General features: G+C 75.8%; 13 protein-coding genes. 5 read left to right on the top strand and 8 right to left on the bottom strand.

Going from position 1 to position 22,424, the window contains the following annotated elements; translation table 11 throughout:
• Positions 1-26 precede the first annotated feature (26 nt).
• The 4 genes from AB0469_RS17865 to AB0469_RS17850 all read right to left on the bottom strand — a co-directional run bounded on the left by AB0469_RS17865 (position 27) and on the right by AB0469_RS17850 (position 8,152).
• The gene (locus AB0469_RS17865; RefSeq protein ID WP_366452354.1) at positions 27-1,313 is read right to left on the bottom strand and encodes an MFS transporter; all 1,287 of its coding nucleotides are present in this window, start codon (positions 1,311-1,313) and stop codon (positions 27-29) included.
• The gene (locus AB0469_RS17860; protein ID WP_366452353.1) at positions 1,310-5,275 is read right to left on the bottom strand and encodes an amino acid adenylation domain-containing protein; all 3,966 of its coding nucleotides are present in this window, start codon (positions 5,273-5,275) and stop codon (positions 1,310-1,312) included. The genes AB0469_RS17865 and AB0469_RS17860 overlap by 4 nt, the downstream gene beginning before the upstream one ends.
• 175 nt (positions 5,276-5,450) lie before the next feature.
• Positions 5,451-6,935: an adenylosuccinate lyase family protein gene (locus tag AB0469_RS17855; protein WP_366452352.1), complete on the bottom strand. Its 1,485-nt coding sequence runs from the start codon at positions 6,933-6,935 to the stop codon at positions 5,451-5,453.
• Positions 6,932-8,152 (bottom strand): Glu/Leu/Phe/Val dehydrogenase dimerization domain-containing protein, encoded by a 1,221-nt coding sequence (locus tag AB0469_RS17850; protein ID WP_366452351.1) that lies wholly within the window; start codon positions 8,150-8,152, stop codon positions 6,932-6,934. The genes AB0469_RS17855 and AB0469_RS17850 overlap by 4 nt, the downstream gene beginning before the upstream one ends.
• 232 nt (positions 8,153-8,384) lie before the next feature.
• Here AB0469_RS17850 and proB point away from each other — a divergent pair, with 232 nt between their 5' ends.
• Genes proB through AB0469_RS17835 form a run of 3 tightly spaced genes read left to right on the top strand, consistent with a single transcriptional unit; the run spans position 8,385 to position 15,575 of the window.
• The gene (proB, locus tag AB0469_RS17845; RefSeq protein ID WP_366452350.1) at positions 8,385-9,431 is read left to right on the top strand and encodes a glutamate 5-kinase; all 1,047 of its coding nucleotides are present in this window, start codon (positions 8,385-8,387) and stop codon (positions 9,429-9,431) included.
• Positions 9,421-10,974, top strand: a complete 1,554-nt coding sequence (locus AB0469_RS17840) for an AMP-binding protein (protein ID WP_366452349.1) — start codon at positions 9,421-9,423, stop codon at positions 10,972-10,974. The genes proB and AB0469_RS17840 overlap by 11 nt, the downstream gene beginning before the upstream one ends.
• Entirely contained in the window at positions 10,971-15,575 is a 4,605-nt protein-coding gene (locus tag AB0469_RS17835; RefSeq protein WP_366452348.1) for a thioester reductase domain-containing protein, read from the top strand. The genes AB0469_RS17840 and AB0469_RS17835 overlap by 4 nt, the downstream gene beginning before the upstream one ends.
• Before the next feature lie 163 nt (positions 15,576-15,738).
• Here the strand turns inward: AB0469_RS17835 and AB0469_RS17830 are convergent, their stop codons facing one another.
• Both AB0469_RS17830 and AB0469_RS17825 read right to left on the bottom strand, forming a co-directional pair.
• Positions 15,739-16,422 carry a LysE family translocator gene (locus AB0469_RS17830; protein WP_366452347.1) on the bottom strand — a complete coding sequence of 228 codons (684 nt, stop codon included), beginning with the start codon at positions 16,420-16,422 and terminating at the stop codon, positions 15,739-15,741.
• Entirely contained in the window at positions 16,419-17,963 is a 1,545-nt protein-coding gene (locus tag AB0469_RS17825) for a DUF885 family protein (RefSeq protein ID WP_366452346.1), read from the bottom strand. The genes AB0469_RS17830 and AB0469_RS17825 overlap by 4 nt, the downstream gene beginning before the upstream one ends.
• A 53-nt stretch (positions 17,964-18,016) precedes the next feature.
• Between AB0469_RS17825 and AB0469_RS17820 the strand changes: the two genes are divergently transcribed.
• Together AB0469_RS17820 and AB0469_RS17815 are read left to right on the top strand one after the other, a co-directional pair.
• On the top strand, positions 18,017-19,513 hold the full coding sequence (locus AB0469_RS17820; protein ID WP_366452345.1) for a PLP-dependent aminotransferase family protein: 1,497 nt from the start codon (positions 18,017-18,019) through the stop codon (positions 19,511-19,513).
• A 136-nt stretch (positions 19,514-19,649) separates the two neighbouring features.
• Complete coding sequence (locus AB0469_RS17815) at positions 19,650-19,829, top strand: hypothetical protein (RefSeq protein ID WP_366452344.1); 180 nt, start codon at positions 19,650-19,652, stop codon at positions 19,827-19,829.
• A 28-nt stretch (positions 19,830-19,857) separates the two neighbouring features.
• Here AB0469_RS17815 and AB0469_RS17810 read toward each other — a convergent pair whose 3' ends face one another.
• Together AB0469_RS17810 and AB0469_RS17805 are read right to left on the bottom strand one after the other, a co-directional pair.
• Complete coding sequence (locus tag AB0469_RS17810; RefSeq protein WP_366452343.1) at positions 19,858-21,114, bottom strand: serpin family protein; 1,257 nt, start codon at positions 21,112-21,114, stop codon at positions 19,858-19,860.
• Positions 21,115-21,170: 56 nt separating this feature from the next.
• Entirely contained in the window at positions 21,171-22,409 is a 1,239-nt protein-coding gene (locus AB0469_RS17805) for a GNAT family N-acetyltransferase (protein WP_366452342.1), read from the bottom strand.
• Positions 22,410-22,424: the final 15 nt, after the last annotated feature.

The following is a 22,424-nucleotide window of genomic DNA, read 5'->3' as shown; positions in this document are numbered from 1 at the left end:
CGGACAGGGGCCGCCCGGCCCCGGGTTCAGGCCCGTGCGGCCGGCCAGGCCAGGCCCCGTACGGCGGGGACCAGGGCGGTCGCCGCGCTGACCACCAGGGCGGCCGCCGCGGCGGTGATCAGGACGGTCGCGGGGGTTCCGTACGCCAGCAGGTGCGGCACGGCCACCAGGGCGAGCGGGGAGACGCCCAGCGAGATCAGCCAGTCGACGCTGGAGACCCGGCCGATCAGCTCACCGGGCACCTTGCTCTGCAGGGTGGCCGCCCAGGCCACGGTGGCGGCCGACAGGACGGCTCCCACCAGGGTGGCCACCAGGACGGAGGCGATCACCGACGGGGACAGGCCGAGCACGACGAACCCCCCGCAGACGACGGTCATTCCGCCGAAGACCAGCAGGCCCGGCGGGATCCGCCGCAGCCGGCCCACCAGCAGCCCGCCCAGCAGGGCGCCGGCGGCCTGGCTGCCGACGAGCAGGCTGTACGTGCTCGCGCCGCCGCCGAGCACGTCGGCGGAGGCGAGCGGCAGCAGGGCCTTGGCCGGGGCGACCACGAGGGCCACGCTGACCCCGAAGCTGCCGATGGAGACCCACAGCCAGGCGTGGGAGAAGACGTACCGGATCCCGCCGGTGGCCTCCTTGAACAGGCCGTCCCCCGAGGCGGGACGGTCGGCCACCGGCCACCGTCCCGCGAGCAGCACCAGCGCGAGGGCCAGGGCGAACCCCGCCGTGCCCAGGCCCAGCGAGACGGGGGCGCCGGCCGCCGCCAGCAGTATCCCGCCGAGCGCCGCTCCCGCGATGCCCGCGGTGCGCAGGGCGATCGCCTGGAGCGAGTTGGCGGCCAGCAGCTCGGCCTTCGGCAGCAACTCGGTGAAGGCGAGGGTGAACGCGGGCTCGAACGCTCCGTCGCCGAGGCCCAGCAGCAGCCCGCAGGCGGCGATCGCCCAGACGCTCCGGCCGCCCGCCGCGACCTGGGCGGCCACGCCCGCGGTGGCCAGGACGCGGGCCAGGTCGGCCCAGAGCATCACCGTGCGCGCGCCGAACCGGTCCGCGAGGGCCCCGCCGGCCAGCAGCATGAGCACGGTGCCGGTGGCCTGCCCGAACAGGGTGTAGGCCAGCAGCGCCGGGCTGCCCGAGGTGACGGCGTACCCGGCGAGCGACACCTGGAAGACGAAGTCGCCGGTGCGGGAGAGGCACTGTCCCGTGTACAGCAGCCGGAAGCGGCGTCTGCGCAGGGGTGCCCGCAGCCCGGTCCGCGCGCCGTCGGCGCCGGCCTCCCCTCGGCGGACCGCGGCGGTGTCCTCGGCGGCGGCGCTCATCGGTGGGCCGCCAGTTCGGCGTCGATCAGGCCGCACAGCGTCTCCAGCGGGCCGCCGGCGTCCATCATCGTGAAGTGGGTGCCGGGCGTGTCCCGGACGGTCAGCCGGCCGCCACAGCGCATGTTCCAGCCCAGGTCGTACGCCTCCTCGGTGACGTCCGCGCTGCGGTCCTCGGCGCGGAACAGGACCACGTCCCCGTCGAGCGGCTCGATGACGTGCCGTTCCAGGGCGCTGCCGTTGTGCCGGTAGGCCTCCAGCATCCGCCGCAGCCGGTCCTCGTCGTAGTCCGCGGGCAGCGAGCCCGCCGCGATGCCCTGCTCCAGCAGCTGCCGGATCCGCTCCGGCTCGGGCAGTTCGCCGAGCGCGGCCAGGTCGAGGTCGAGCCTGAGCGCCATGGTGACGAGGATCCGGGTGGCGTAGTCCTCGGTGGGGTCCAGGTCCATCCGGGGGTTGGTGTCCAGCAGGGCGACCAGCCCGATCTCCTCGCCGGCCGCCTTCAGCTGCCGGGCCGCCTCGAAGGCGATGACCCCGCCCATCGAGTACCCGCCCACGTGCCAGGGACCGCCCGGGTGGACCTTGCGCATGTGCTCGATGTAGACGCGGGCCATGTCCGCGAGGGTGGAGCAGGCCTCCTCGCCGGGCTGGATGCCCGGCGACTGCAGGCCGTAGACGGTCAGCCCCTCGCCGAGGGCGCGGGCGACCGGGGCGTAGCGCACCACCGTGCCGGCGAGCGGCGGGAAGAGGTACAGCGGCGCCGTACCCTCCACGCCCGCCCGCAGCCGCACCAGCGGGCCGGCCGGCTCGGCCTCCGCACCGTCACGGACCCGGCGCGCCAGGGCGGCGACGGTGGGGGCGCGGAAGAGTTCGTTGAGCTCCAGCCCGGTTCCGAAGTGGGCGCGGACCGAGCCCATCAGGCGGACCGCCGTGAGCGAGTCCCCGCCGAGGTCGAAGAAGTCCTCGTCGATGCCGACGGTGGCGCGGCCCAGGGCCTTGGCCCACAGGTCGCACATCTCGAACTCGACGGCGTCGCGGGCCGCGGCCGTGCCGCCGCCGGCGGCCGCCCCGGGCAGGGGGCGGGCGGCGAGCGTCTTGCGGTCGACCTTGCCGCTGGGGGTCAGCGGGAAGCCGTCGACCACCACGTAGGCGGACGGCAGCATGTAGTCCGGCAGGACTCCGCGCAGGGCCCGGCGCAGGCGCTGCGGGGACAGCTCGGCGCCGGCGGCGGGCAGGCAGTGCGCGATGAGCCGCTTGGCCCGGGTGGGCGATTCGTCCACGACGACCACCGCGTCGGCGACCCCCTCCTGACGGCGGACCTGGGCCTCGATCTCCCCCAGCTCCATCCGGTAGCCGCGGACCTTGACCTGGCCGTCGCGGCGGCCCAGGCACTGGATCCGCCCGTCGGGCAGGGTCCGGCCGAAGTCACCGGTGCGGTAGAGGCGGTGGCCGCCGCGGACCACGAAGCGCTCCGCCGTCATCTCGGGCTTGCCGCGGTAGCCGTCGGCGAGCGCCGCTCCGAAGACGCAGATCTCGCCGGGCACACCGGCCGGCAGCGGCTGCTGGCGGTCGTCGAGGATCTCCACCCGGGTGTGCTGCACGGCCAGGCCGATGGCCGGCAGGTCCGGCCAGCTGTCCGGCGTACCCGCCAGGCGTTCCGCCGTCACGACGTGCGTCTCCGAAGGGCCGTACTGGTTCTCCAGGAAGGCGGGCACACGGGTGAAGAAGGTGCGCAGCGCGTCGGTCACCTGGAGCTGCTCGCCGGCGGTGACGACCTCGCGCAGCGCCTGCGGGTAGATCCCGGTCTCGGCGGCCGCGTCGGCCAGCTGCTGGAGCGCGACGAAGGGGGCGAACACCCGGTGCACCCGCTGGGTCTCCAGGTAGCCGAGGAGCCGTGCCGGGTCGCGGCGCACCTCCTCGTCGACCAGGACCAGCGTGCCGCCGCTCGCCCAGGTCGAGAAGTGCTCCTGGAAGGCCACGTCGAAACTGAACGCCGCGAACTGCAGGGTGTTCCAGCCTTCCGCGGACGCGGAGCGGCCGAGCTGCCAGTCGATGAGGTTGGCGAGCGGCCCGTGCGGCATCTCGACGCCCTTGGGCAGACCGGTGGAGCCCGAGGTGTAGATGACGTAGCCGAGGCCGGACTCCGCCGGGGCGTCCCCTTCCCGTCGTGCGGGCGCCGTGTCCGGCGACTCCGGGGCGTCGAGCCCTTCGAGGACGTCGTCCAGCAGCAGCACGCGCACGCCCTCGGGCACCGTGAGGGTGCCGGCCACGTCGGAGTGCACGAGCAGGAGCTCGGCCCCGCTGTCCTCCAGCATGTAGTCCAGGCGCTCGCGCGGGTACGCCGGGTCGAGCGGCACGTAGCCGGCGCCGCTCCTGAGCACCGCCAGCAGGGCGACGGCGAGTTCGGGGGAGCGGTGCGCGCACAGGGCCACCGCCCGGTTGGCCCCGAGCCTGCGGGCCAGCCGGTCCGCGGCGAGCCGCAGCCGGGCGTAGTCGAGCTCGCCGCCGTCCCAGCGCAGGGCCGGGGCCCCCGGGATGCGGTCCGCGGTCCGGTCGAACAGCTCGTGGGCGGTCGCCGGTCGCGCGCTCCGCCGCCCGCCGGCGGGTTCGCCGTCCGTACGGACGTCCGCCGCCGCGGTCAGCGGGAGGGCGCCCACCGGGGCGAGCGGGTCGGCCGCGGCGCCGCGCAGCAGGTGCAGCAGGGCGCGGGTGAACTCCTGGGCTGCCGCCGGGGTGTAGACGCCGGTGGCGTACTCCAGGGTGCCCCGGTAGCCGTCGGCCGCGTCGGGGACCAGGGTCAGGGTGAGGTCGAACTTCGCGGTCCCCGAGTGCAGCGGGACGGCGCGTCCGGTCGCCGTGCCCAGCCGCAGCTCGGCCTCGGGCGCGTCCTCCACGACCAGCATCACCTGGAAGAAGGGCGAACGGTCCGGGCTCCGCCCCGGTGCCAGCGCCTTCACCAGGGCCGGGAAGGGCAGGGCCGCGCGTCCCAGGTCGGCGCGCAGTTCCTTGCCGGTGCGGGCGACGAGGTCGGCGAAGGACTCCTCCGGCGAGATCCGGCGGCGCAGCACGACCGTGTTGGCCAGGTAGCCGATCAGCTGCTCCGCGGCGGCGTGCTCGCGGCGGGCCACCGGGGTGCCGATCGCGACGTCGACGGTGCCGTCGGGGGCGGCGGGCTCCTGCGAGACCCTGGCCAGGAGCAGCTGGACGGCGGCCGTGAACAGGGCGAAGGGAGTGGTGCGCTGCCTGCGGGCCAGGGCCCGCAGGGCGGCGGCCAGTTCGCCGGGGACGCCGAAGGCCTCGGTCGCGCCCCGCTGGGTCGCCGCCTCGGGACGCGACAGGTCGTGCGGCCAGGTGCTCTCCGCGGGGGCGCCGGCCAGCCGCTCGGTCCAGTAGGCCAGGTCCTCCGCGTGGCCCTCGGCCGCCTCGGCCAGCGCGATCCGGTGCTGCTCGGCGTAGGCCGGCAGTTCTCCGGAGGGCAGCGGGGTGCCGGCCAGGGCCGCCTCGTAGCCGGCGGTGAGCTCGCCGCGCAGGACCTCGACGGACCAGCTGTCGAAGCACCCGTGGTGGACGACCAGGACGAGCAGCGCCTCCCGCTCGCCGGTGCGGAGCAGCAGTGCGCGCAGCAGCGGCAGCGCGGACAGCGACAGCGGCTGCGCGGCGAACGCCTCGGCGGCGCGGGCCGCTTCGGCGGCCGGACGGCCGCGCAGGTCCCGTACCTCCAGCGGCACCTCGCCCGGGGCGGCGGTGACCAGCGACGGCTCCCCGTCGGTGACGTGGACGCTGCTGCGCAGCGCCGGGTGGCGCGCCAGGAGCGAGGTCAGGGCCCGGGCCAGGGCACCGGTGTCGAGGGCGCCGCGGATCTCGTAGGCGACGGGGACGTTGTAGACGGCGGACCCGCCGCGCAGCGATTCGTCGAGCCACAGCGACTGCTGGCCGGAGGAGAGCGGGACGGCGGTTACGGGGTTCATCGGATCGTTCCTCGAAACGGGGTGGGGGCGCGGCCGGACCGCGCGGAGGAGGCTGGTGGGGATGCGGGCGTACGTGCCGCACGGACCGGCGACGGCGGTCCGGGGGCGGCGCCCGGCGCCGGCGGCGCCGGGCGGCTGCCCTCGGCGGGCTCCCGCGGGAGCGCCGGGGGCAGCCCTAGGCGGCCGTGTCGTCCCGTCCGCGGAGCCATGCGCGGGCCCGCTCGGTCACGCGGTGGGTCAGGCGGACGGATTCGCCCAGGTACCGCGCGGGGTCGAAGAGCACGTCCAGCTCCTGGGCGCTCAGCACCGGGCCCAGCTCGGCGTCGGCCTCGATCAGCTCGCGCAGGGACCGCTGCTCGCTGATGCCCTGCTGGATCAGCTGGTAGATCCGCTCGTGGGCGGTCTGCTTGCCCAGGTGGCCGGCGAAGGCGAGCATCAGGCTCTCGGTGGCGACCTGGTCCCGTACGGACAGCACGTTGGCCAGTGCGCGCTCGGACCGCACCGACAGTCCCTTGAGGACCCGCGTCGTGATCTCGCAGGCGGTCAGGGTGTAGTGGGAGACGTCCGGGACGCACACCCACTCCATGCGCAGCGTCCGGCCGTCCCGTTCGTGGTCGCCGCCCATCGCGGTGAGCGCCGTGCCGACCTGGGCCGCGGCCAGCCGCGCCATGACCACGATCTGCTCGCAGCCCTCGGGGTTGCGCTTGTGGGGCATCGTGGAGCTGCCGACCTTGCCCAGGTACCAGGCCTCCTGCACCTCGCCGATCTCCGGCCGGCCGAGGGTGCGGATCTCGTCGGCGATCCGGCCCAGGGTGCCGGAGACCATCGCGAGGGTGGAGACGTACTCGACCATGCGGTCGCGGGCCGCGTGCCAGCCGGTGTCGGGCACGCTCAGGCCGAGCCGCTCGGCGAGCCGCTCCAGCAGCTCCGGGCCGCGGCCGTCGAAGCCGGCCATGGAGCCGGCGCCGCCGAACAGCTGGAGCACCAGCACGCGCGGCCGCATCGCCTCGATGCGCTCGGCGTGGCGGAGGAGTTCGTCGATCCACCCGGAGGCCTTCAGGCCGAAGCCGATCGGCAGGGCCGGCTGGGCGTGGGTGCGTCCGAGCACCACCGTGGCGGCGTGCTCCTCGGAGATCTCCACCAGGCGCGCCACCAGTCCGGCGATCAGCTGCTGCAGGTTGTCCAGCACCCGCTTCATGGCCAGGACCTGGCCGGTGTCCTGGACGTCCTGGGTGGTGGTCCCGAAGTGGATGAACTCGCCCGCCTCGGGTCCGCACACCGCCTGGAACGCCCGCAGGACGCCGACCAGCGAGTGCGCGGTGCGGCGGATCTCGGCCCGGACACCGTCCAGGTCGAGGAGGTGGACGCGGGCGCTGTCGGCGATGCGGTCGGCGGCCCACTGGGGGATCATGCCGAGTTCGGCCTGGGCGAGGGCGAGCTGGGCCTCGACGTCCAGCCAGCTCTGGAAGCGGCAGACGTCGCAGAAGATCTCCCGGCTGGTCTCGGTGGCGTAGATGTGGCCGTAGAAACGGGAGTCGGTGATGTGGCCGCGCTCGTGGGTACAGAGCCCGTCGTCCGCTGCGGTGTCCATGGTCGTGGTCGTGTCCTGGGTGGGAGCGGCGGCGGTGGCCCGGGCTGCGGGCAGGGTGAGGGTGCTCAACGGTTCTCTCCGGTGGTGGCGCCGATGACGGTGCGGCGGGAACGGGCGGCACGGCGCAGCGCGCTCTGGGAGTAGGGGCCGGTGCCGTAGGGGCGGTCGCCCCGCTTGTCGATCGCCACGGACGCGAAGTCGAGGGCCGCCTGGCGGGGGGTGGTGCGCAGGTTGCGCGCCCGGCTGAGCAGGTCGTCCAGGAGGTCGTCCATCATCGCGGCGACGCTGTCGAGGACCTCCTGGGGCGTGGGGGTGGCGGCCGGGCCGAACAGCGCGTCGATCGAGGCGGAGCCGCCGATCCCGCCGATGAAGTCCGGTACGACCAGCACCCCGTGGTCGGCGAGCGTCTGCTCGACGGGGGCGCTGAGCCCGTGGTTGGACCCGACCACGACCACGGGGCACGGCAGCACCCGGGCCTGCTCGTCGCCGATGGCGTTCTCGCCCGCGGCGAGGATCAGCACGTCCGCGGGCAGGTCCAGCAGGCTCTCGCGGGGCAGGCGCAGGGCGCCCGGGGCGAGGGAGTCGACGGCGCTGGTCTGGTCGCTGTCCAGCATCCGGGCGATGTCCAGCCCGCGGGGGTCGACCACGCAGGCGTGGGCGTCGGCGACGGCGGTGATGCGGACGCCGTGCTCCAGCAGCGAGTAGGCGGCGGCCCGGCCCATGTTGCCGAAGCCCTGGAGGGAGCAGGTCAGGGCGGAGAGCTCGCGGCCCTGGCGGCGAGCGGTCGCCAGGGCCGCGTGGGCCAGTGCGTGGCCGGCCCGGCGCTGGCCGAGGGTGAGTGCGCCCACCGGGGCGTCCAGGGCGCGCAGCCGGTCGAAGAAGTCCTGGTCGCCGATGCCCTGGGCCTTCTTCACCACGTACTTGATGGAGGGGATGCCCTCCAGGGCGGCCAGCTCCTCCAGCTCGTGCCAGCGGGTGCCCATGTCGCAGCCCATGCTGAACCGCTCGGACAGCTCCTCGCGCAGGAAGGCCAGGAACCGGCGGACCGCGGCGGGCTTGCCCGGGGAGGCCGGGTCGTAGTCGATGCCGGCCTTGGCACCGTCGACGCCGAGGCCGAGCACGCGCTGCTTGAGGGTCATCCGGGAAGCCAGGGAGGCGACCAGTTCCTCGGTGACGCCGGGCTGGACACGGAATCCGCCGGCGGCGATGTCGGCGGTGTGCCCGTCGTAGACGAGCCAGCCGCCGAAGCCTTCGACAGGGTCGGTGTACTCAATGGTGGTGGACACGACTTCCCTCTTTCCTCCGCACCGGATGTGGCTGCCGGTCGAGCCGACGGAAGAAATCTCGCACCGGGAATTCGGCGGTACCAGATCCGGCCGGATCAGGAAGCTGCACCGGTCCCGGCAGTTTCCTGTCAGCCGTCGCCGGGCCCCGCCCCCGGTGCGCTGGTAGAAAGAACCAGCCAGGCCGGTTCAGGCCAACTCCACTGGAAGAAAAGCCTTTTGAGGGGGATCTGTCGTGCAGACAGTCGTACGGACACGGGAACCGGGGACACCGGACGGGGGACGGGACGTCCGCACCGTGGTGAAGGTGGGCTCCTCCTCGCTGACGACCGCGGCCGGCGGCCTGGACGCCGAACGGCTGGACGCGCTGGTCGACGCGCTGGCCGCGGCCCTGGGCAGGGGCGAGCAGCTGGTGCTGGTGTCCTCAGGGGCCATCGCCGCGGGCCTGGCTCCGCTGGGCCTCGCGGCCCGGCCGGCCGACCTCGCCCATCAGCAGGCCGCCGCCAGCGTGGGACAGGGGCTGCTGATCGCCCGCTACACGGCCTCGTTCGCCCGGTACGGCATCCGCGTCGGCCAGGTCCTGCTCACGAACGACGACGTCACGCGCGACGGGCAGTTCGGAAACGCCCGCCGCACCCTGGACGCGCTGCTGGCGATGGGGGTGCTGCCGGTGGTCAACGAGAACGACACCGTCGCCACGGACGAGATCCGCTTCGGGGACAACGACCGGCTCGCCGGCCTGGTCGCCGGACTGGTCCGGGCCAACCGGCTGGTGCTGCTCTCCGACGTGGACGGGCTCTACGACGCCGATCCGCGGCTGCCCGGCAGCCGGCGCATCCCCGAGGTGCGCTCCGGCGCCGAACTCGGCGGACTCGACCTCTCCTCGCCCGGATCGGGGCTCGGCACGGGCGGCATGGCCAGCAAGCTCGCCGCCGCCCGCAGCGCCACCGAGGCCGGCATCACGGTCCTGCTGACCTCCGCCGCGCAGGCGGCCGAGGCGCTGTCCGGCCGGCCGTGCGGCACCCTCTTCCACGCGCACGGGGCAGGGGGAGCCGATGTCCCCGACGCCTTCCTGGAGGTGGTCCGCGATGTCACCGGGAATGCGGACGTCACCCCCGGCACGCAATTCCTCGACATCGGCGGAACGTCACTCCAGGCGATGCGCATCTGCGCCCGCCTGCGCACCCTGACGGGAATTCCCTTCGCCCCGCAGGACCTTTTCGAAAGCGCTTCCCTGCGGGAATTCCTCACCTCCTGTACGGAGATGCGCAATGCCGCGTGAAAGCGCGGCCGCGCCGGGGCCCGGCAGCCGTCTCGTCCACACGGCCGTCACCCGGCAGGCACGTCTGCGCCCCGGGGCCACGGCGCTCGTCGAAGGCTCCGCCCGGATCTCGTACCGCACCCTCGACCACGCCGCCGACGCGTACGCCGCCGGCCTCCAGGACCTCGGCGTGCGCCCCGGCGACCTGGTGCCCGTCGGCATGCCCCGCGGCGCGCGGCTGATCGCCGTCCTGCTCGCGGTCCTCAAGTGCGGGGCCGGGTACGCCGTCCTCGACCCCGCCCAGCCGGCGTTCCGGCGCCGCGAGACCGTCAGCCGGCTCGGGTCCCCCGTCATGGTCACCTCCGCCCCGCAGTCCGACGACGAGCCGGCCGCGGGCCGCCGTACCCGCGTGTGGACCCCGCCGGCCGGGACCCTGGAGGAGGCCGCCGCCCGCCGGGTCCGGGCCGTCGACCTCCAGGTCGACGCCGGCTCCACCGCCGCGGTCTTCTTCACCTCGGGCACCAGCGGCCCGCCCAAGGCCGTGCTCTCCCCGCACGCCGCCACCACCCGGCTGTTCGCCGGCCGGCCCCTCGCCGGGCTGGGCCCCGGACGCACCACGGCCCAGGCGGCGCCCGCCTCCTGGGACGCCTTCTCCCTGGAGGTGTGGGGCCCCCTCACCACCGGCGGCACCTGCGCCCTCGCCGCCCCCGACCAGCTGCTCCCCGACGACCTGCGCCGGCTGCGCGAGCGGAGCGGGGTGGACACCCTCTGGCTCACCTCCGCGGTCTTCAACCTGTTCGTGGACGAGGACGTCGACGCGTTCGACGGCCTGCGCACCGTCCTGACCGGCGGCGAGACCCTCTCCCCGCCCCACGTGCGGTCCTTCCTGGCACGCCACCCCGGCATCACCCTGATCAACGGCTACGGCCCGGTGGAGAGCTGCGTCTTCGCCACCACGCACACCATCCGCCCCGAGGACTGCGATCTGCCGGACGGCATCCCGATCGGCACCCCCGTCCCCGGCACGGACGTGCACCTGGTCGGCGGCGAGATCTGGGTGACGGGCGAGGGCCTGGCCCGCGGATACCTGGCCGACCCGGCCGCCACCCGCGCCGCGTTCACCACCCTCACCCTGGAGGGGCGGCCGCGGCCCGCGTACCGCACCGGCGACCGGGGCGCGTTCGACCGGCACGGCGTGCTGCACTTCCTCGGCCGCGCCGACCGCCAGGTCAAGATCGCCGGCCATCGTCTGGAGCCCGCCGGCATCGAGTCGGTGGCGCGCACCGTTCCCGGCATCCGGCACTGCCACGTCCTGCCGGTCCCCGCCCGGGAAACCGGCCCGGGCGCGGCCGGCGCCGCCCCCGACCACCTGGCGCTCTTCTACACCTCGTGGTCCAGCGATCTGACGGCCGCCGTCATCCGCCGCTCCCTCGCCGACCGGCTGCCCCGCTACAGCGTGCCCGCCGCCGTCTACCGGGTGCCCTACCTGCCCGTCACCCCCAACGGCAAGGTCGACCCGGCCGCCCTGCTGTCCACCCTCACCGCCGCACGGAGCACGTCATGACCGCCGCCTCCCCGTCCGCTCCGTACCCCATGACGTACGAGCAGGAGTCGATCTGGCTCAACGACCAGCTCCACGACGGAGCCTCGCGCTACGTCGAATCGTGGAACCACCGGCTGCGCGGCCCCCTCGACGCACGGGCCGTCGAGACCGCGCTCACCGGGATCGTGGAGCGGCACGCCACCCTCCGCTCGCGCCTCGTCCTGGAGGACGGCCGGGCCGTGCAGTACGCCGAGGAGCCCCGCCCCGTGCGCGTGGACCGGCGCACGGTGCCGCCCGGCGAGCTGGACCGGGTTCTGCGCGAGGCGGTCGCCGGCCCCCTCGACCTCACCCGGCCCCCGCTCCTGCGGGCCACGCTCCTGCACGTGGGGCCGCAGGACGCCGTCCTGGCCGTCGCCCTCCACCACGCCCTGGTCGACGGCTGGTGCTTCCGCCTGCTGGACCTGGAGTTCAGCGCCCGCTACCGGGCGGCGCTGGAGGGGCGGCCCGCCGAGCTGCCGCCGCTGGAGAAGACCTTCGCCGACCACGCCCGCGAGCAGCGGTCCCGGCCCGCCGCCCACCACGGGGAACTGCTCGCCCACTGGCGGCGGGTACTGGCCGGCGCGCCCGCCCGGTCCACCGTGCCCTCCGCGCGCACCCGCCCGGACGTTCCCGACCACCGCGGCGGGCAGGTCCGCTTCCGCATCGGGCCCGGCACCGGCCGCCGGATCCGCGCACTCGCCCGGCTCCACCGCACCAGCACCTTCTGCGTCCTGGCCGCCGCGCTCACCGCGCTGGTGGCCCGCTCCTGCGACCAGGACGACGTGGTCATCGGCACCCCGGTCTCGCGCCGCGACGAACCGGACCTCGAACCGCTCCTCGCCTGCCTCACCGACGTCCTGCCGCTGCGTCAGACCGCGGACCCCGCGCGCACCTTCGCCGAGCTCCTGCGCTCCACCAAGGAGACCGTGTGGGACGCGGTCACCCACCGCGACATCCCCTTCGGCCACCTCGTGAAGGCCCTCGACGGCGAGCGCAGCCCGGCCGGGTTCCCGTTCTTCCAGGTGGTCCTGACCGTCGACGACGCCGCCGCGCCCGGCCTCGACCTCCCCGGGATCACCGCCCGGCAGGTCCGGATCGACCACGGCACCGCCAAGTTCGACCTCTTCTTCCACCTGGTGCCCGAGGACGGCGGCTACCTCGGCCTGCTGACCTTCGCCGGCGCCCTGTACGACGCCCCGCACGCGCAGCGCATCGCCCAGTGGTTCACCACCCTGCTCGACGGTGCCCTGGCCCGGCCGGACACACCGGTCGGCGAGCTGCCGATGCTCTCCGACGCCGAGTACGACCGCGTCGCCCGGGAGTTCACCGAGGGGCCCGCGGCCCCCGCCGAACCGCTCCTGGCCCATGAGGCGTTCAGCCGCCAGGCACGGCTCACCCCGGACCGGCCGGCCGTCGTCGACGGCTCCCGCGAGATCGGCTACGCGGCCCTCGACGCCGCCGCCGACCGGCTCGCCCGGCGGCTCACCGCCCTCGGCGCGGGCCCCGGCCGGCGCGTCGCCGTCCGCCTGGACCGGGGCCCCGACGTCCCGGCGGCCGTACTCGCCGTCCTCAAGAGCGGTGCCTGCTGCGTTCCGCTCGACCCCGCCCTGCCGGCCGGGCGGACCGACCTGGTGCTCGCGGACAGCGGCGCCTCGATCCTGCTCACCCGCACGGACACCACGGGGCCCCGCCCGGCCGCCGCGAACCTGCGGGTGCTCGACCTGAACACCCCGGAGCCGCCGGCCGGGCCCGGCGCGCCCCGGCCTGCCGTGCCCGGGCCTGCTGTGCTCGGGCCTGCCGCGTCCGGGCCTGCTGCGTCCGGGCCTGCTGCGCCTGAGTCCGCCGCGTCCGGGCCTGCTGTGCTCGGGCCTGCCGCGTCCGGGCCTGCTGCGTCCGGGCTTACTGCGCCTGAGTCCGCCGCGTCCGGGCTTACTGCGCCTGAGTCCGTCGCGTCCGGGCCTACTGCGCCGGAGTCCGCCACGTCCGGGCCTGCCGTGCCCGAGCCCGCCGCTTCCGGAGCGGACGCGTCCCCCCTGGCCTCCGCCGGCCCGGACGATCCGGCCTACGCCGTCTACACCTCCGGCTCCACCGGCGCGCCCAAGGGCGTCGCCATGCCGCACCGGAGCCTCGCCAACCTGGCGGACTGGCAGCGCCGCCGCTCCGCCCCGGCCCCCCGGACCCTCCAGTTCGCCCCCATCGGCTTCGACGTCTTCTTCCAGGAGCTCTTCGCCACCTGGGCGGGCGGCGGCACCCTGGTGCTGGCCGGGGAGGACGCGCGCAAGGACCCCGCGTTGCTCCTCGCCCTCGCCGCCGACCAGCGCGTCGACCGGCTCTTCCTGCCCTTCGTCGCCCTCCAGCAGCTCGCCGACCACGCCGCCGCGTCCGGCATCGGCTGCCCCGTCCCCGAGGTGGTCACCTCCGGCGAGCAGCTCCACGTCACCCCCGCCGTCCGCGCGTTCTTCGCCGGCACCGGGGCGTCGCTGGACAACCAGTACGGCCCCTCGGAGACCCACGTGGTCACCGCGCACCGGCTGACCGGCGACCCCGCGCACTGGCCCGCCCGGCCGCCCATCGGCCGCCCCGTGCAGAACGCCCGCGTCGAGATCCTGGACCGGGCCGGGCGGCCCGTGCCGCAGGGCGCGCCGGGCGAGATCCGGGTGGCCGGCACCCCGGTGGCCGACGGCTATCTGGGGAACCCGGAGCAGACCGGGCTCCGCTTCCGCCCGGACCCCCGCGCGGCGGGCGGACGGTGCTACCGGACCGGCGACCTGGGCCGGTTCGGCCCGGACGGGCTCATCGAGTTCCTGGGACGCGACGACGACCAGGTCAAGATCCGCGGCCACCGGGTGGAACCCGGCGAGGTGGAGTCTGCGCTGCGCGCCCTGCCGGGCGTCGCGCAGGCCGCCGTCACCGTGGTCCCCGGGCCCGCCGGCCCCCGGCTGCACGCCCACTTCGTACCCGGCCCCGGCGCGCCCGGCCCCACCCCCGGCGAGGTCCGTACCGCGCTGGCCGCCGTGCTGCCCGCGTACTGCGTGCCCTCGCGGGTCCTGGCCCACGCCGGATTCCCGCGTACCGCGACCGGCAAGCTCGACCGGCTCGCGCTGGACCGCGCCCTGCCTCCCACGGGGCCCGCCACCACCCCCGCCGCACCCCCGGCCACCGCCGCCGGGCGCATCGTCGCCGCGGCCTGGCAGGAGGTGCTGGGGCAGCCGCCCGCCGGCCCGGACGAGAACTTCTTCGAGGCCGGCGGAGACTCCCTGCTGGCCGTCCGCCTCGTCCTCGCACTGCGCGCCGCGACCGGCACGGCCCTCCCCGCCCATGCCGTCTTCGGCTCCCCCACCCCCGGCGCCCTCGCGGCCCGCCTCGACGGAACGGGCGCGGCCGACGAGGAGGCCCGCGGCCTGTCCGCCGACGCGGTCCTGCCCGCCGACGTCCGGCCCGCCGGGACCGTCGCGTCCTGGACCGCCGATCCGCGCCGGCTGCTGCTCACCGGGGCCACCGGGTTCCTCGGCGCCCACCTCCTGTACGAACTGCTCACCCGGACCCCGGCCGAGGTGCACTGCCTGGTCCGCGCCGCCGACGCGGAAGCGGCCCGGGCCCGGGTCCTCGCCTCCCTGAACGCCCGCCGGCTGTGGCGGCCCGGGTTCGCCGGCCGCGTGCACGCGGTCCCGGCCGATCTGGCCGCACCGCGCCTGGGCCTGGCGCCGGAGCTCTTCGACGAGCTGGCCCGTACCGCCGACGCCGTCTACCACTGCGGCGCCGCCGTCAACCTGGCGCACACCTACGACCGGCTCAAGGCGGCGAACGTCGGCGGCACCGTCGAGCTGCTCCGTCTCGCCGCCCGGCACCGGACCGTACCCCTCCACCACATCTCCACCGTCGGCGTCCTGGCCCCGGAACCCGGTGCGGGTCCCGTCGTCCACCCTGACGACCCGCTGCCCGGCCCCGGGCTGCTCCGGCACGGCTACGCGCAGAGCAAGTGGGCGGCCGAGAGGCTGCTGGCACAGGCCGCCGACCGCGGCCTGCCGGTCACCGTCCACCGCCCGACCCGGATCGCCGCGGACACGGCCACCGGCATCTGCCAGCCCTCCGACTACTTCTGGCTGCTGCTCAAGGCATGCGTGGAGGCGGGCCTCGCCCCCACCGAGGACCCCGGCGGGGAGACCGTCTTCGACCTGGTCCCGGTCGACCACGTCCGGGCCGCCGTGGTCGCGCTCACCCGACGCCCGGACACCGTCGGCCGTACCTTCCACATCGCCGCCGACCGGAGGCTGGGCCTGGACACCGCCGTCGGCTGGCTCCGCGCGCTGGGCCACCGCATCACCGGCACCACCGGCGCCGCCTGGGCCGCCCACGTCGAGGCCCACCGCCTCCCCACGGGCCTGTCCCTGCTCGCCACCGTCCGCGACGGCGGAGACGAGACCGCCCTGCGGTACGACGTCTCCCCGACCCGGACCCTGCTGCCGGACGTCCTCCCGGCGCCGCTGACGGCCGAGGGCTTCGCCGCGACGGTGGCCCACTTCACGCGGTCGGGCTTCTTCCCGCCGCCGGAGGAACCCTCCCGCCACGGCACCCGGGGGTAGGGGGCACGGCCGGCGGGCTTGCGGGATCAGCGCCCGGATCCGTCGGCGCCGCAGGGGAGCGGTGCGCACGCCGGGCCGAGCCCGAGGGCGTGGCGGGCCGGCGGCGGGCGCAGTGCCCGGTCGGCCGGCCCCGCCCCGGCCGCGAGGACCGGCGCCCCCCGCGTCAGACGAGCACCAGGGCCGCCAGGCCGAGGTGGACGCCGCCGGTCACGTACGACAGGCGGCGGTCCCGGCGCGGGGTGCCGCGCAGGCGGCCGGCGAGCGCGGCGCCGACCAGCGCGTAGCAGAGGTCGAAGGCGAGGGCGATGGCCAGGAAGACCGCGCCGAGGACGAGCATGTGCGCGCGGGTCTGCGCGGAGGACAGGCCTGCGGGCACGAACTGCGGGAGGAAGGCCAGGAAGAACAGGACGACCTTGGGGTTGAGCACGTTGACGAGCACGGCGTCGCGATAGAGGCGCAGCAGCCGGCGCCGGTCGGGCCGGTCGGCCGCGGTGGCGCCGCCCCCGCCGCCCCCGCCACCCCCGGCGCCGTCGGCTCCGGGCTCCCCCCTCCCCACGGCGGCGGAGGGCCCGCGGCGCAGCAGTGCCCGTACGCCCAGCCAGGCCAGGTAGCCGGCGCCCGCGTAGCGCAGGACGGCGAAGGCGGGGGGATGGTCGGTGATGACGGTGGCCAGTCCGCAGACCGCGACGAGGAAGTGGACGAGGGTCCCGCTCTCCACCCCGAGGGCCGAGACGATGCCGGCCCGCCGTCCGTCCTGCACGCTGCGCGTGACGATGTAGAGCAGGTTGGGTCCGGGCACCGCCACCAGGACGACCGTGGCCAGGGCGAAGGCGGCGAGGGGGTTCATCCGCGTTCCAGTGCCGTGTGTACCAGGCCGAGGGGCGGGGCCCCGAGGTCGAAGAGGGCGCCGTGGAAGCGACGGAGCGAGAAGGCGCCGCCCCAGCGGGCCACGGCCTGCTCGCGCAGGTCGAGGATGGCGAACTTGCCCCAGGTGTAGCGGCCGTACGTGGGGTCGAACAGCCCGCGCTCCGCCTCGTGCAGGGCCGCGGGCCCGGCCAGCGAGACGTCCTCGGTGAACCGGGCCGCCGCGTCCGCCAGGGTCATCGCTCCGGTGTGGAGGCCAATGGCGCAGGCGAAGCGGGTGACGCGGCGCAGCGCGTCCTGGGCGACCGCGACCGCGACGCGCGCGTCGCCCGCGCGGAAGCCCTGCTCCAGGGCCAGTTCCTCGCAGTAGTGGGCCCAGCCCTCGATGAAGGCGTCCGAGTGGAGCGTGCGGCGGACGTCGGACGCCGCCCGGCGCAGCGCCCGGCCGTGACTGGCGTGTCCGGGTGCCACCTCGTGGACGGCCATGTTGGGCATCAGGGTCCGGTTGAAGCCCGTCGACAGCCACTGGTCGCGCTCCGCCCCCGTCCACCCGGAGTCCGGGAGGCAGACGCGGAAGGCGCTGGGTGCGTCGGGCTCGTGGGGCGCGGACGCGAAGAGCCCGGCCAGGGCCCGGCGCTGGGACTGCGGCATCGGCAGGACGTCCACCTCCACATCGTGGTGGGGGACCAGATCGTGCCGGGCGGTCCAGGCGACCGTCTCCTCGACGAGCGCCGCGAACTCCCCCAGCAGGCCGTCGGCTTCGGGATGGTCGGCCTGCAGGGCCCGTACGGTAGCGGCCGGCGCGGCCTCCGGGTCGACGCGGCGCAGCGCTTCGTCGAGCAGCGTGCGCAGGCGGTCCCGTTCCGCATCCACCCGGGCGGACAGTGCGGTCAGGTCGACGGCGCAGGCTTCGGCCGAGCCGAGGAGCCGGGCGAGGGCCGGCCCGCCGAGCGCCGCCGACGGCGGGCCCTGGACGGCGGCCCGCTCCAGATGGGCCACGAAACGGGCGTGCGCCCGGCCGGCGGCGGCGTGGACCGGGCCGCCCCGGGGGTCGAGGCAGGCCGCCAGACCGCGGGCGAGCGGCAAAGTGGCCCCGGCCAGCGGCGCGGGGACCCGGTCCAGGGCCCGGATCGCCCCGTCCACGGCGTCAGGCCACCGGCCCAGGTGCGCCCTGCGGGCCGCGTCCCGCTCGTCCGCAGGCGCGTAGGGGCGGTCGTAGCCGGCCAGGTCCAGGTTCTCTATGTGCCACAGGGGATTGCTGCGGTGCAGTTCGAGTTCACCGAAGCGGACCCGGAGGGCTTCCTCCGCGGCCGCCGCGTGCGCCTCGTCGTGCGGGTCCGCGTAGGGCTCGGTGCCGGCCGGCCCGCCGAGCGCGGCGAGGCCGCGCCGTACGCCGTCCGGGGACAGGTCCTGGACGGTTCCGTCGTACTCGTGCCGTCCCGCACCGTCGCGCGCCGCGAAGACCGAGAGGTCGCAGACGGCCGCCAGCCGGGGATCGAGTGGTGAGGTGGATGGGGAGGTCATGCCGTTAGCCTCGCGGCAGGGGAGCCCGTGCTCCCGTGCCAATGGAGGGGAAAGTGGACCGGAACCGTGGAGCGCCCGAGCCGGACGGGCTGATCGACCTGCTGGGCGACTGGAGTTCGGGCGGGGGACCGCTGTACCGGCGGCTCACCGAGGCGTTCGGCCGGGCCGTGCGGTCCGGGGACCTGCGCGCCGGCGACCGCCTCCCGTCCGAGCGGCGGCTCGCCGACGCCCTCGCGGTCAGCCGGGCCACGGTGGTCGCCGCGTTCGACGCACTGCGCGGGTCGGGCCTGATCGAGACGCGCCGGGGCAGCGGCACGCGGGTGTCGGCGGGCGCGGCCGGCCGCCGGGCGCCGGTGGACGGGCGCGTGCGCGGGGGCCGGGCGACCGCGGTGGTCCAACGGCTGATCACACCGCCGCCGGACCTCATCTCACTGGGGCAGGCGGCCGAGGGCGGCGGTCCGGACCTGGGCCGGGCCCTGCTCGAGCTGGTACGGGAGGACCTGCCCGGGCTGCTCCGCGAGGCCGGCTACCACCCGGCCGGACTGCCCGCGCTGCGGCAGGCGATCGCCGCCCACCACACCCGGCACGGACTGCCGACCGTGCCCGAGCAGGTGGTCGTGACCACCGGTGCCACCCAGGCCGTCTCCCTGAGCGCCCAGCTGTACCTCGGGCGCGGGTCCACCGCCCTGGTGGAATCACCGGGGTGGCCGGGCTGCCTGGACGTCTTCAGAGCCGCCGGCGCCCGGCTGGCCGGCGTCCCCGTCGACTCCGACGGGGTCCGGATCGACCGGCTCGCCACCGCGCTCGCCGCACACCGGCCCGCGCTGCTCTACCTCATGCCGACCCACCACAACCCCACGGGCGTCCTGATGTCCGCCGGCCGCCGCCGCCGGGTGGCCGAACTCGCCGCCGAACACGGCGTCCCCGTCCTGGAGGACAGCGCCCACGAGGCGGCCCTCGCCCCCGGCGAGGCTCCCCCGCCGATCGCCGCGCACGCGGCCCGGGGAACCGTCCTGACCGCGGGTTCGCTGAGCAAGGCCGTATGGGGCGGCCTGCGGATCGGCTGGCTCCGCGCACCCCAGGACGTCGCGGCCCGCCTGGCACGGCTCAAGGCGCTCGGCGACCTCGGCAGCCCGCTCCTGGACCAGGCCCTCGCCGCCCGGCTCCTCCCCGAGCTCCCGGCCCTCGCGCCCGAGCGGGCCCGCATCCGCCGCGAGCAGCTCGCCACCATGACCCGGCTCCTCGCCGAACGGCTTCCGGAGTGGAGCTGGCAGGAACCCCGGGGCGGCTCCGTCCTGTGGATCCGGCTGCCCCCGGGCACGGACGCCCGGGTGTACGCCCAGCTGGCACTGCGCCACGGCGCCGAGGTCATCCCGGGCGACGCCATGGACCCGAGCGGCGCCCACGACGACCACATCCGCCTCCCCTTCTCCTTCGCCGCCCGGACCACGACGGAACTGGTCGACCGCCTGTCGGCAGCCTGGACCACCCTGTCCCGCAGCCCCCGCACACGCCCCACCCCACCGCCGGCCGGAACCCCGCACGGCTGACCCTCGCGGTACGCCGGGCGGCCGACCCCGTAAGCCGCCTGGCCGCCGCCCTGGCGGCCCCACCTCGGCGACGGCTCCTGGGAGGGGCTGTTCCCTCGGCTGGCTCAGCGAGGGTGGGGATCCCGACACGTGGCCGGTGATCGTCTGGCCCCGGCACGCGGACCGGGGACCACCGCTCGACGGCGGCCTGATCGACACCCTCCTCGACCGGCAGCGCGGCACGCTGGTCACGCACGGGTTCGCCGCCCTGGACGAGGACGACGACCCCGTCGAGTTCGCGGACTTCCGGCCCTGGGACGACCGCGCCCACCGGTGAGCGCCGCGCAGGCCCAGCTACGCCGCTGTCACCAGTCCATCTCGGTCTCACGGTAGGGCTGCGGGTCCGTGACCCAGCCGGCCGCGAGGACGAGCCGGGAGGCCTGGTGGACGGCGAGGAAGCCGAAGGGGCGGTGGAAGCAGGCGTGCACCTCCCTGTTCGTGTACTTCGGCTCGGGCTCGCGGGCGCTGGTTTCCCCCATCGCGATCGCGGTGACGACCGCGGCCTCGAAACCCTGGTCGGTGAAGGCCGCGGTGGCCGACTGCCGGGCCCGGGTGACGGCGAGCCGCCTGCCGGAGATTCCGGGGAAGTCGGCCGACGCGCGCGTTGCCGAGCGCAGCCCGAACACGTCCGCACGGGCCGTCAGATCGTGTTCGGCGGCGATGTCGAAGGCCACGGTCCGCACGTGGAGCTTCGGCCGGGCGGGATACCAGTTCCGGACCGACTCCACGGTGAGCCCGGGCCCGGCTTCTCCCTGCGGAAGCCGGCTGCCGGGTACCAGGGCCTGCCGCCCGGCGAGGACGTCCACGCCCGCGGCGAGCACGCGGCCGGCCGGCATGCCCGGCTCGCCGAGGAGCAGGTGGACGTCGATGCCCCGGTCGCCCACGACGCGGAGGCCGGTGACGTGGCCTGCGGGGGTGTCGGCGACGCCGACCCGGTCGAGCAGGGAGGTGGTGCGTGACAATCCGGCCAGTTGCCGAGCGCTCCAGGGACCCTTGCGGGGGAGGGCGGACTCGGCGGTGAAGGGGCGGATCCACCGGGTCGCCAGCGTGAACGCGCTGGCCAGGACCAGCTCGGCGTGACGGCTCAGGCCGCCCGGCATCCTCGTGACGCGCCCGTCGGTGCACTCGGCCGCCCAGGCGTCGAGCGCCCTGCGGTCGAGGGCGTGCCAGCCGGTGAGCTTGCCGTGGGTGCGCGGCGGCAGCTTGGCGGTCCACTCCTCGCGCACCTTCAGCCGGCGATGGGTCCACAGGCCCAGGGCCGCGTCGACTCCGCGCAGCCGGTCCGCCGCGGCCAGGAACTCCCGCGCCCTGTCGGCGGCCCGCTCGGCCGGCAGTCCGACGGCCTCCGCCAGCTCGGCGCGGGCGGGTCCGCTCGCGCCGTCGGCGAGGAACGCGAGCAGGGGCCACACCGCGGCGGCGGAGAAGACCGTACCGCCGGTGTCACCCGGCCCTGCGGCACGAGCGTCGCCCGCCGTCCCCGTCGTCACCGCCGCCCACCGCGCGGTCAGCGCGTTGACCGCTTCGACGGTCTCGTCGACCGTTCCACGCGTCCATGTCGTCATCGACGTCCTGCCCCCGTCGTCACCCTCAACATGATCAACACACTATGCGCCGCCGGTCAGAACCAGTGCAGGCAGTGCGGGGAGCGCTCGGCCCGGAAGAGGGCGTCGGCGAGGGCGGCCGCGCCCGGGTGGTGGGCCCTGATGTGCCCGGCGCGCACGAGGGTGCTCGGGGCGGTGCCGCCGAGGTAGACCGAGGCCAGGTCGCTCACGTCCAGGGACAGGTCGGGCTCCCGGTCGGTGGGGACGCAGTCGGCCTTGCCGCTGCGGACGGTCAGCAGGTGGCGGCCGCGCTCGCCGAGGAACCGGTCCTCGACGTCGAGGACGAGCTCACCGTCCGCGCACCAGCCGCGCGCGGTCAGCGCCGCCGGGACGTCCAGCAGCCGCACCCAGAGCCAGTCGCCGGCTCCCGTCACCTCGCCGCCCCGGAAGTCCTCGAACTGCCAGCGCAGCGGGTGGTCGGTCGGGACGTGCTTGAAGGAGACCTGGTGGACGAGGTCGTGCTCGAGGAGGAACCGGGCCAGGGCCGTGTGGACGGCGTCGTCGGCGGTGATGATCTCGTCGACCTTCATCGTCCTCGAGGCTCCGGGCTCGATCGTGTAGCTCGCGTACCCGTCCGCGACGCCGTCGGCGTCCCGGTGGAGGGCGACGTACCGCGGCGCGGGCGAGATCGGGGGCTGCCCGGCACGCAGGGACCACCAGCGGTGAGGGCGCGAGAGCGCGCCGGGCTGTGAGCGGCGGTACCGGTCGTAGACCTCCTCCAGGACCCCGCCGCAGTGGCTGCTCCGCACCACCTCGATCGAACCGGCCGCCGTGCCCGCGACCGGTTCGCCGTTCCCCCCGCGCGCCCGGGGAACGGCGAGGGCCGCCCGGTGGCGCGGCACCGTCAGCCCTGCCGTGTACGTCGCCGGACCGTAGCCGAACCTGCGGTAGATCAGGGCCTCGGAGGCCAGCAGCACGGAGAGGAACTCCCCGCGGGCGCGCAGCTCCGCGAGCTGATGCCGCATCAGGGCACTGAGCGCGCCCCGGCGCCGGTGGGAGGGCAGGACGCCGACGGCGGTCACCCCGGAGACGGGGACGGGGCTCCCACCGGGCAGGGTGAGCTCGAAGGAGTACGCACCGGCGGTGCCGACGGGCTTCCCGTCCGCCGCCACCGCGAACAGGCACCGGTCCATTTCGAGCGCCGACCACCACTGCCCGCCCCCGTCGACCGGGGGTTCCGGATAGAACCCGAACGCGGCGAGCATCGTGTCGACGAAGACGTCGAAGTCCTGGTCGGTCGTCGGACGGATCTCCATGTGCGCGGCTGCCTT

This window comes from Streptomyces sp. NPDC093801 (assembly GCF_040701585.1).
In the GTDB taxonomy this organism is placed as follows: Bacteria; Actinomycetota; Actinomycetes; order Streptomycetales; family Streptomycetaceae; genus Streptomyces.
The sequence above is the reverse complement of the archived record's forward strand: the minus strand, read 5'-3'. Positions and strand labels throughout refer to the sequence as shown.

Excerpts from the sequence above, each read along its gene's own strand:
- AB0469_RS17830 (WP_366452347.1), bottom strand. The coding sequence starts at position 16,422 with ATGAACCCCCTCGCCGCCTTCGCCCTGGCCACGGTCGTCCTGGTGGCG.
- AB0469_RS17860 (WP_366452353.1), bottom strand. The coding sequence starts at position 5,275 with ATGAACCCCGTAACCGCCGTCCCGCTCTCCTCCGGCCAGCAGTCGCTG.
- AB0469_RS17865 (WP_366452354.1), bottom strand. The coding sequence starts at position 1,313 with ATGAGCGCCGCCGCCGAGGACACCGCCGCGGTCCGCCGAGGGGAGGCC.
- AB0469_RS17835 (WP_366452348.1), top strand. The coding sequence starts at position 10,971 with ATGACCGCCGCCTCCCCGTCCGCTCCGTACCCCATGACGTACGAGCAG.
- AB0469_RS17805 (WP_366452342.1), bottom strand. The coding sequence starts at position 22,409 with ATGGAGATCCGTCCGACGACCGACCAGGACTTCGACGTCTTCGTCGAC.
- AB0469_RS17840 (WP_366452349.1), top strand. The coding sequence starts at position 9,421 with ATGCCGCGTGAAAGCGCGGCCGCGCCGGGGCCCGGCAGCCGTCTCGTC.
- AB0469_RS17825 (WP_366452346.1), bottom strand. The coding sequence starts at position 17,963 with ATGACCTCCCCATCCACCTCACCACTCGATCCCCGGCTGGCGGCCGTC.
- AB0469_RS17810 (WP_366452343.1), bottom strand. The coding sequence starts at position 21,114 with ATGACGACATGGACGCGTGGAACGGTCGACGAGACCGTCGAAGCGGTC.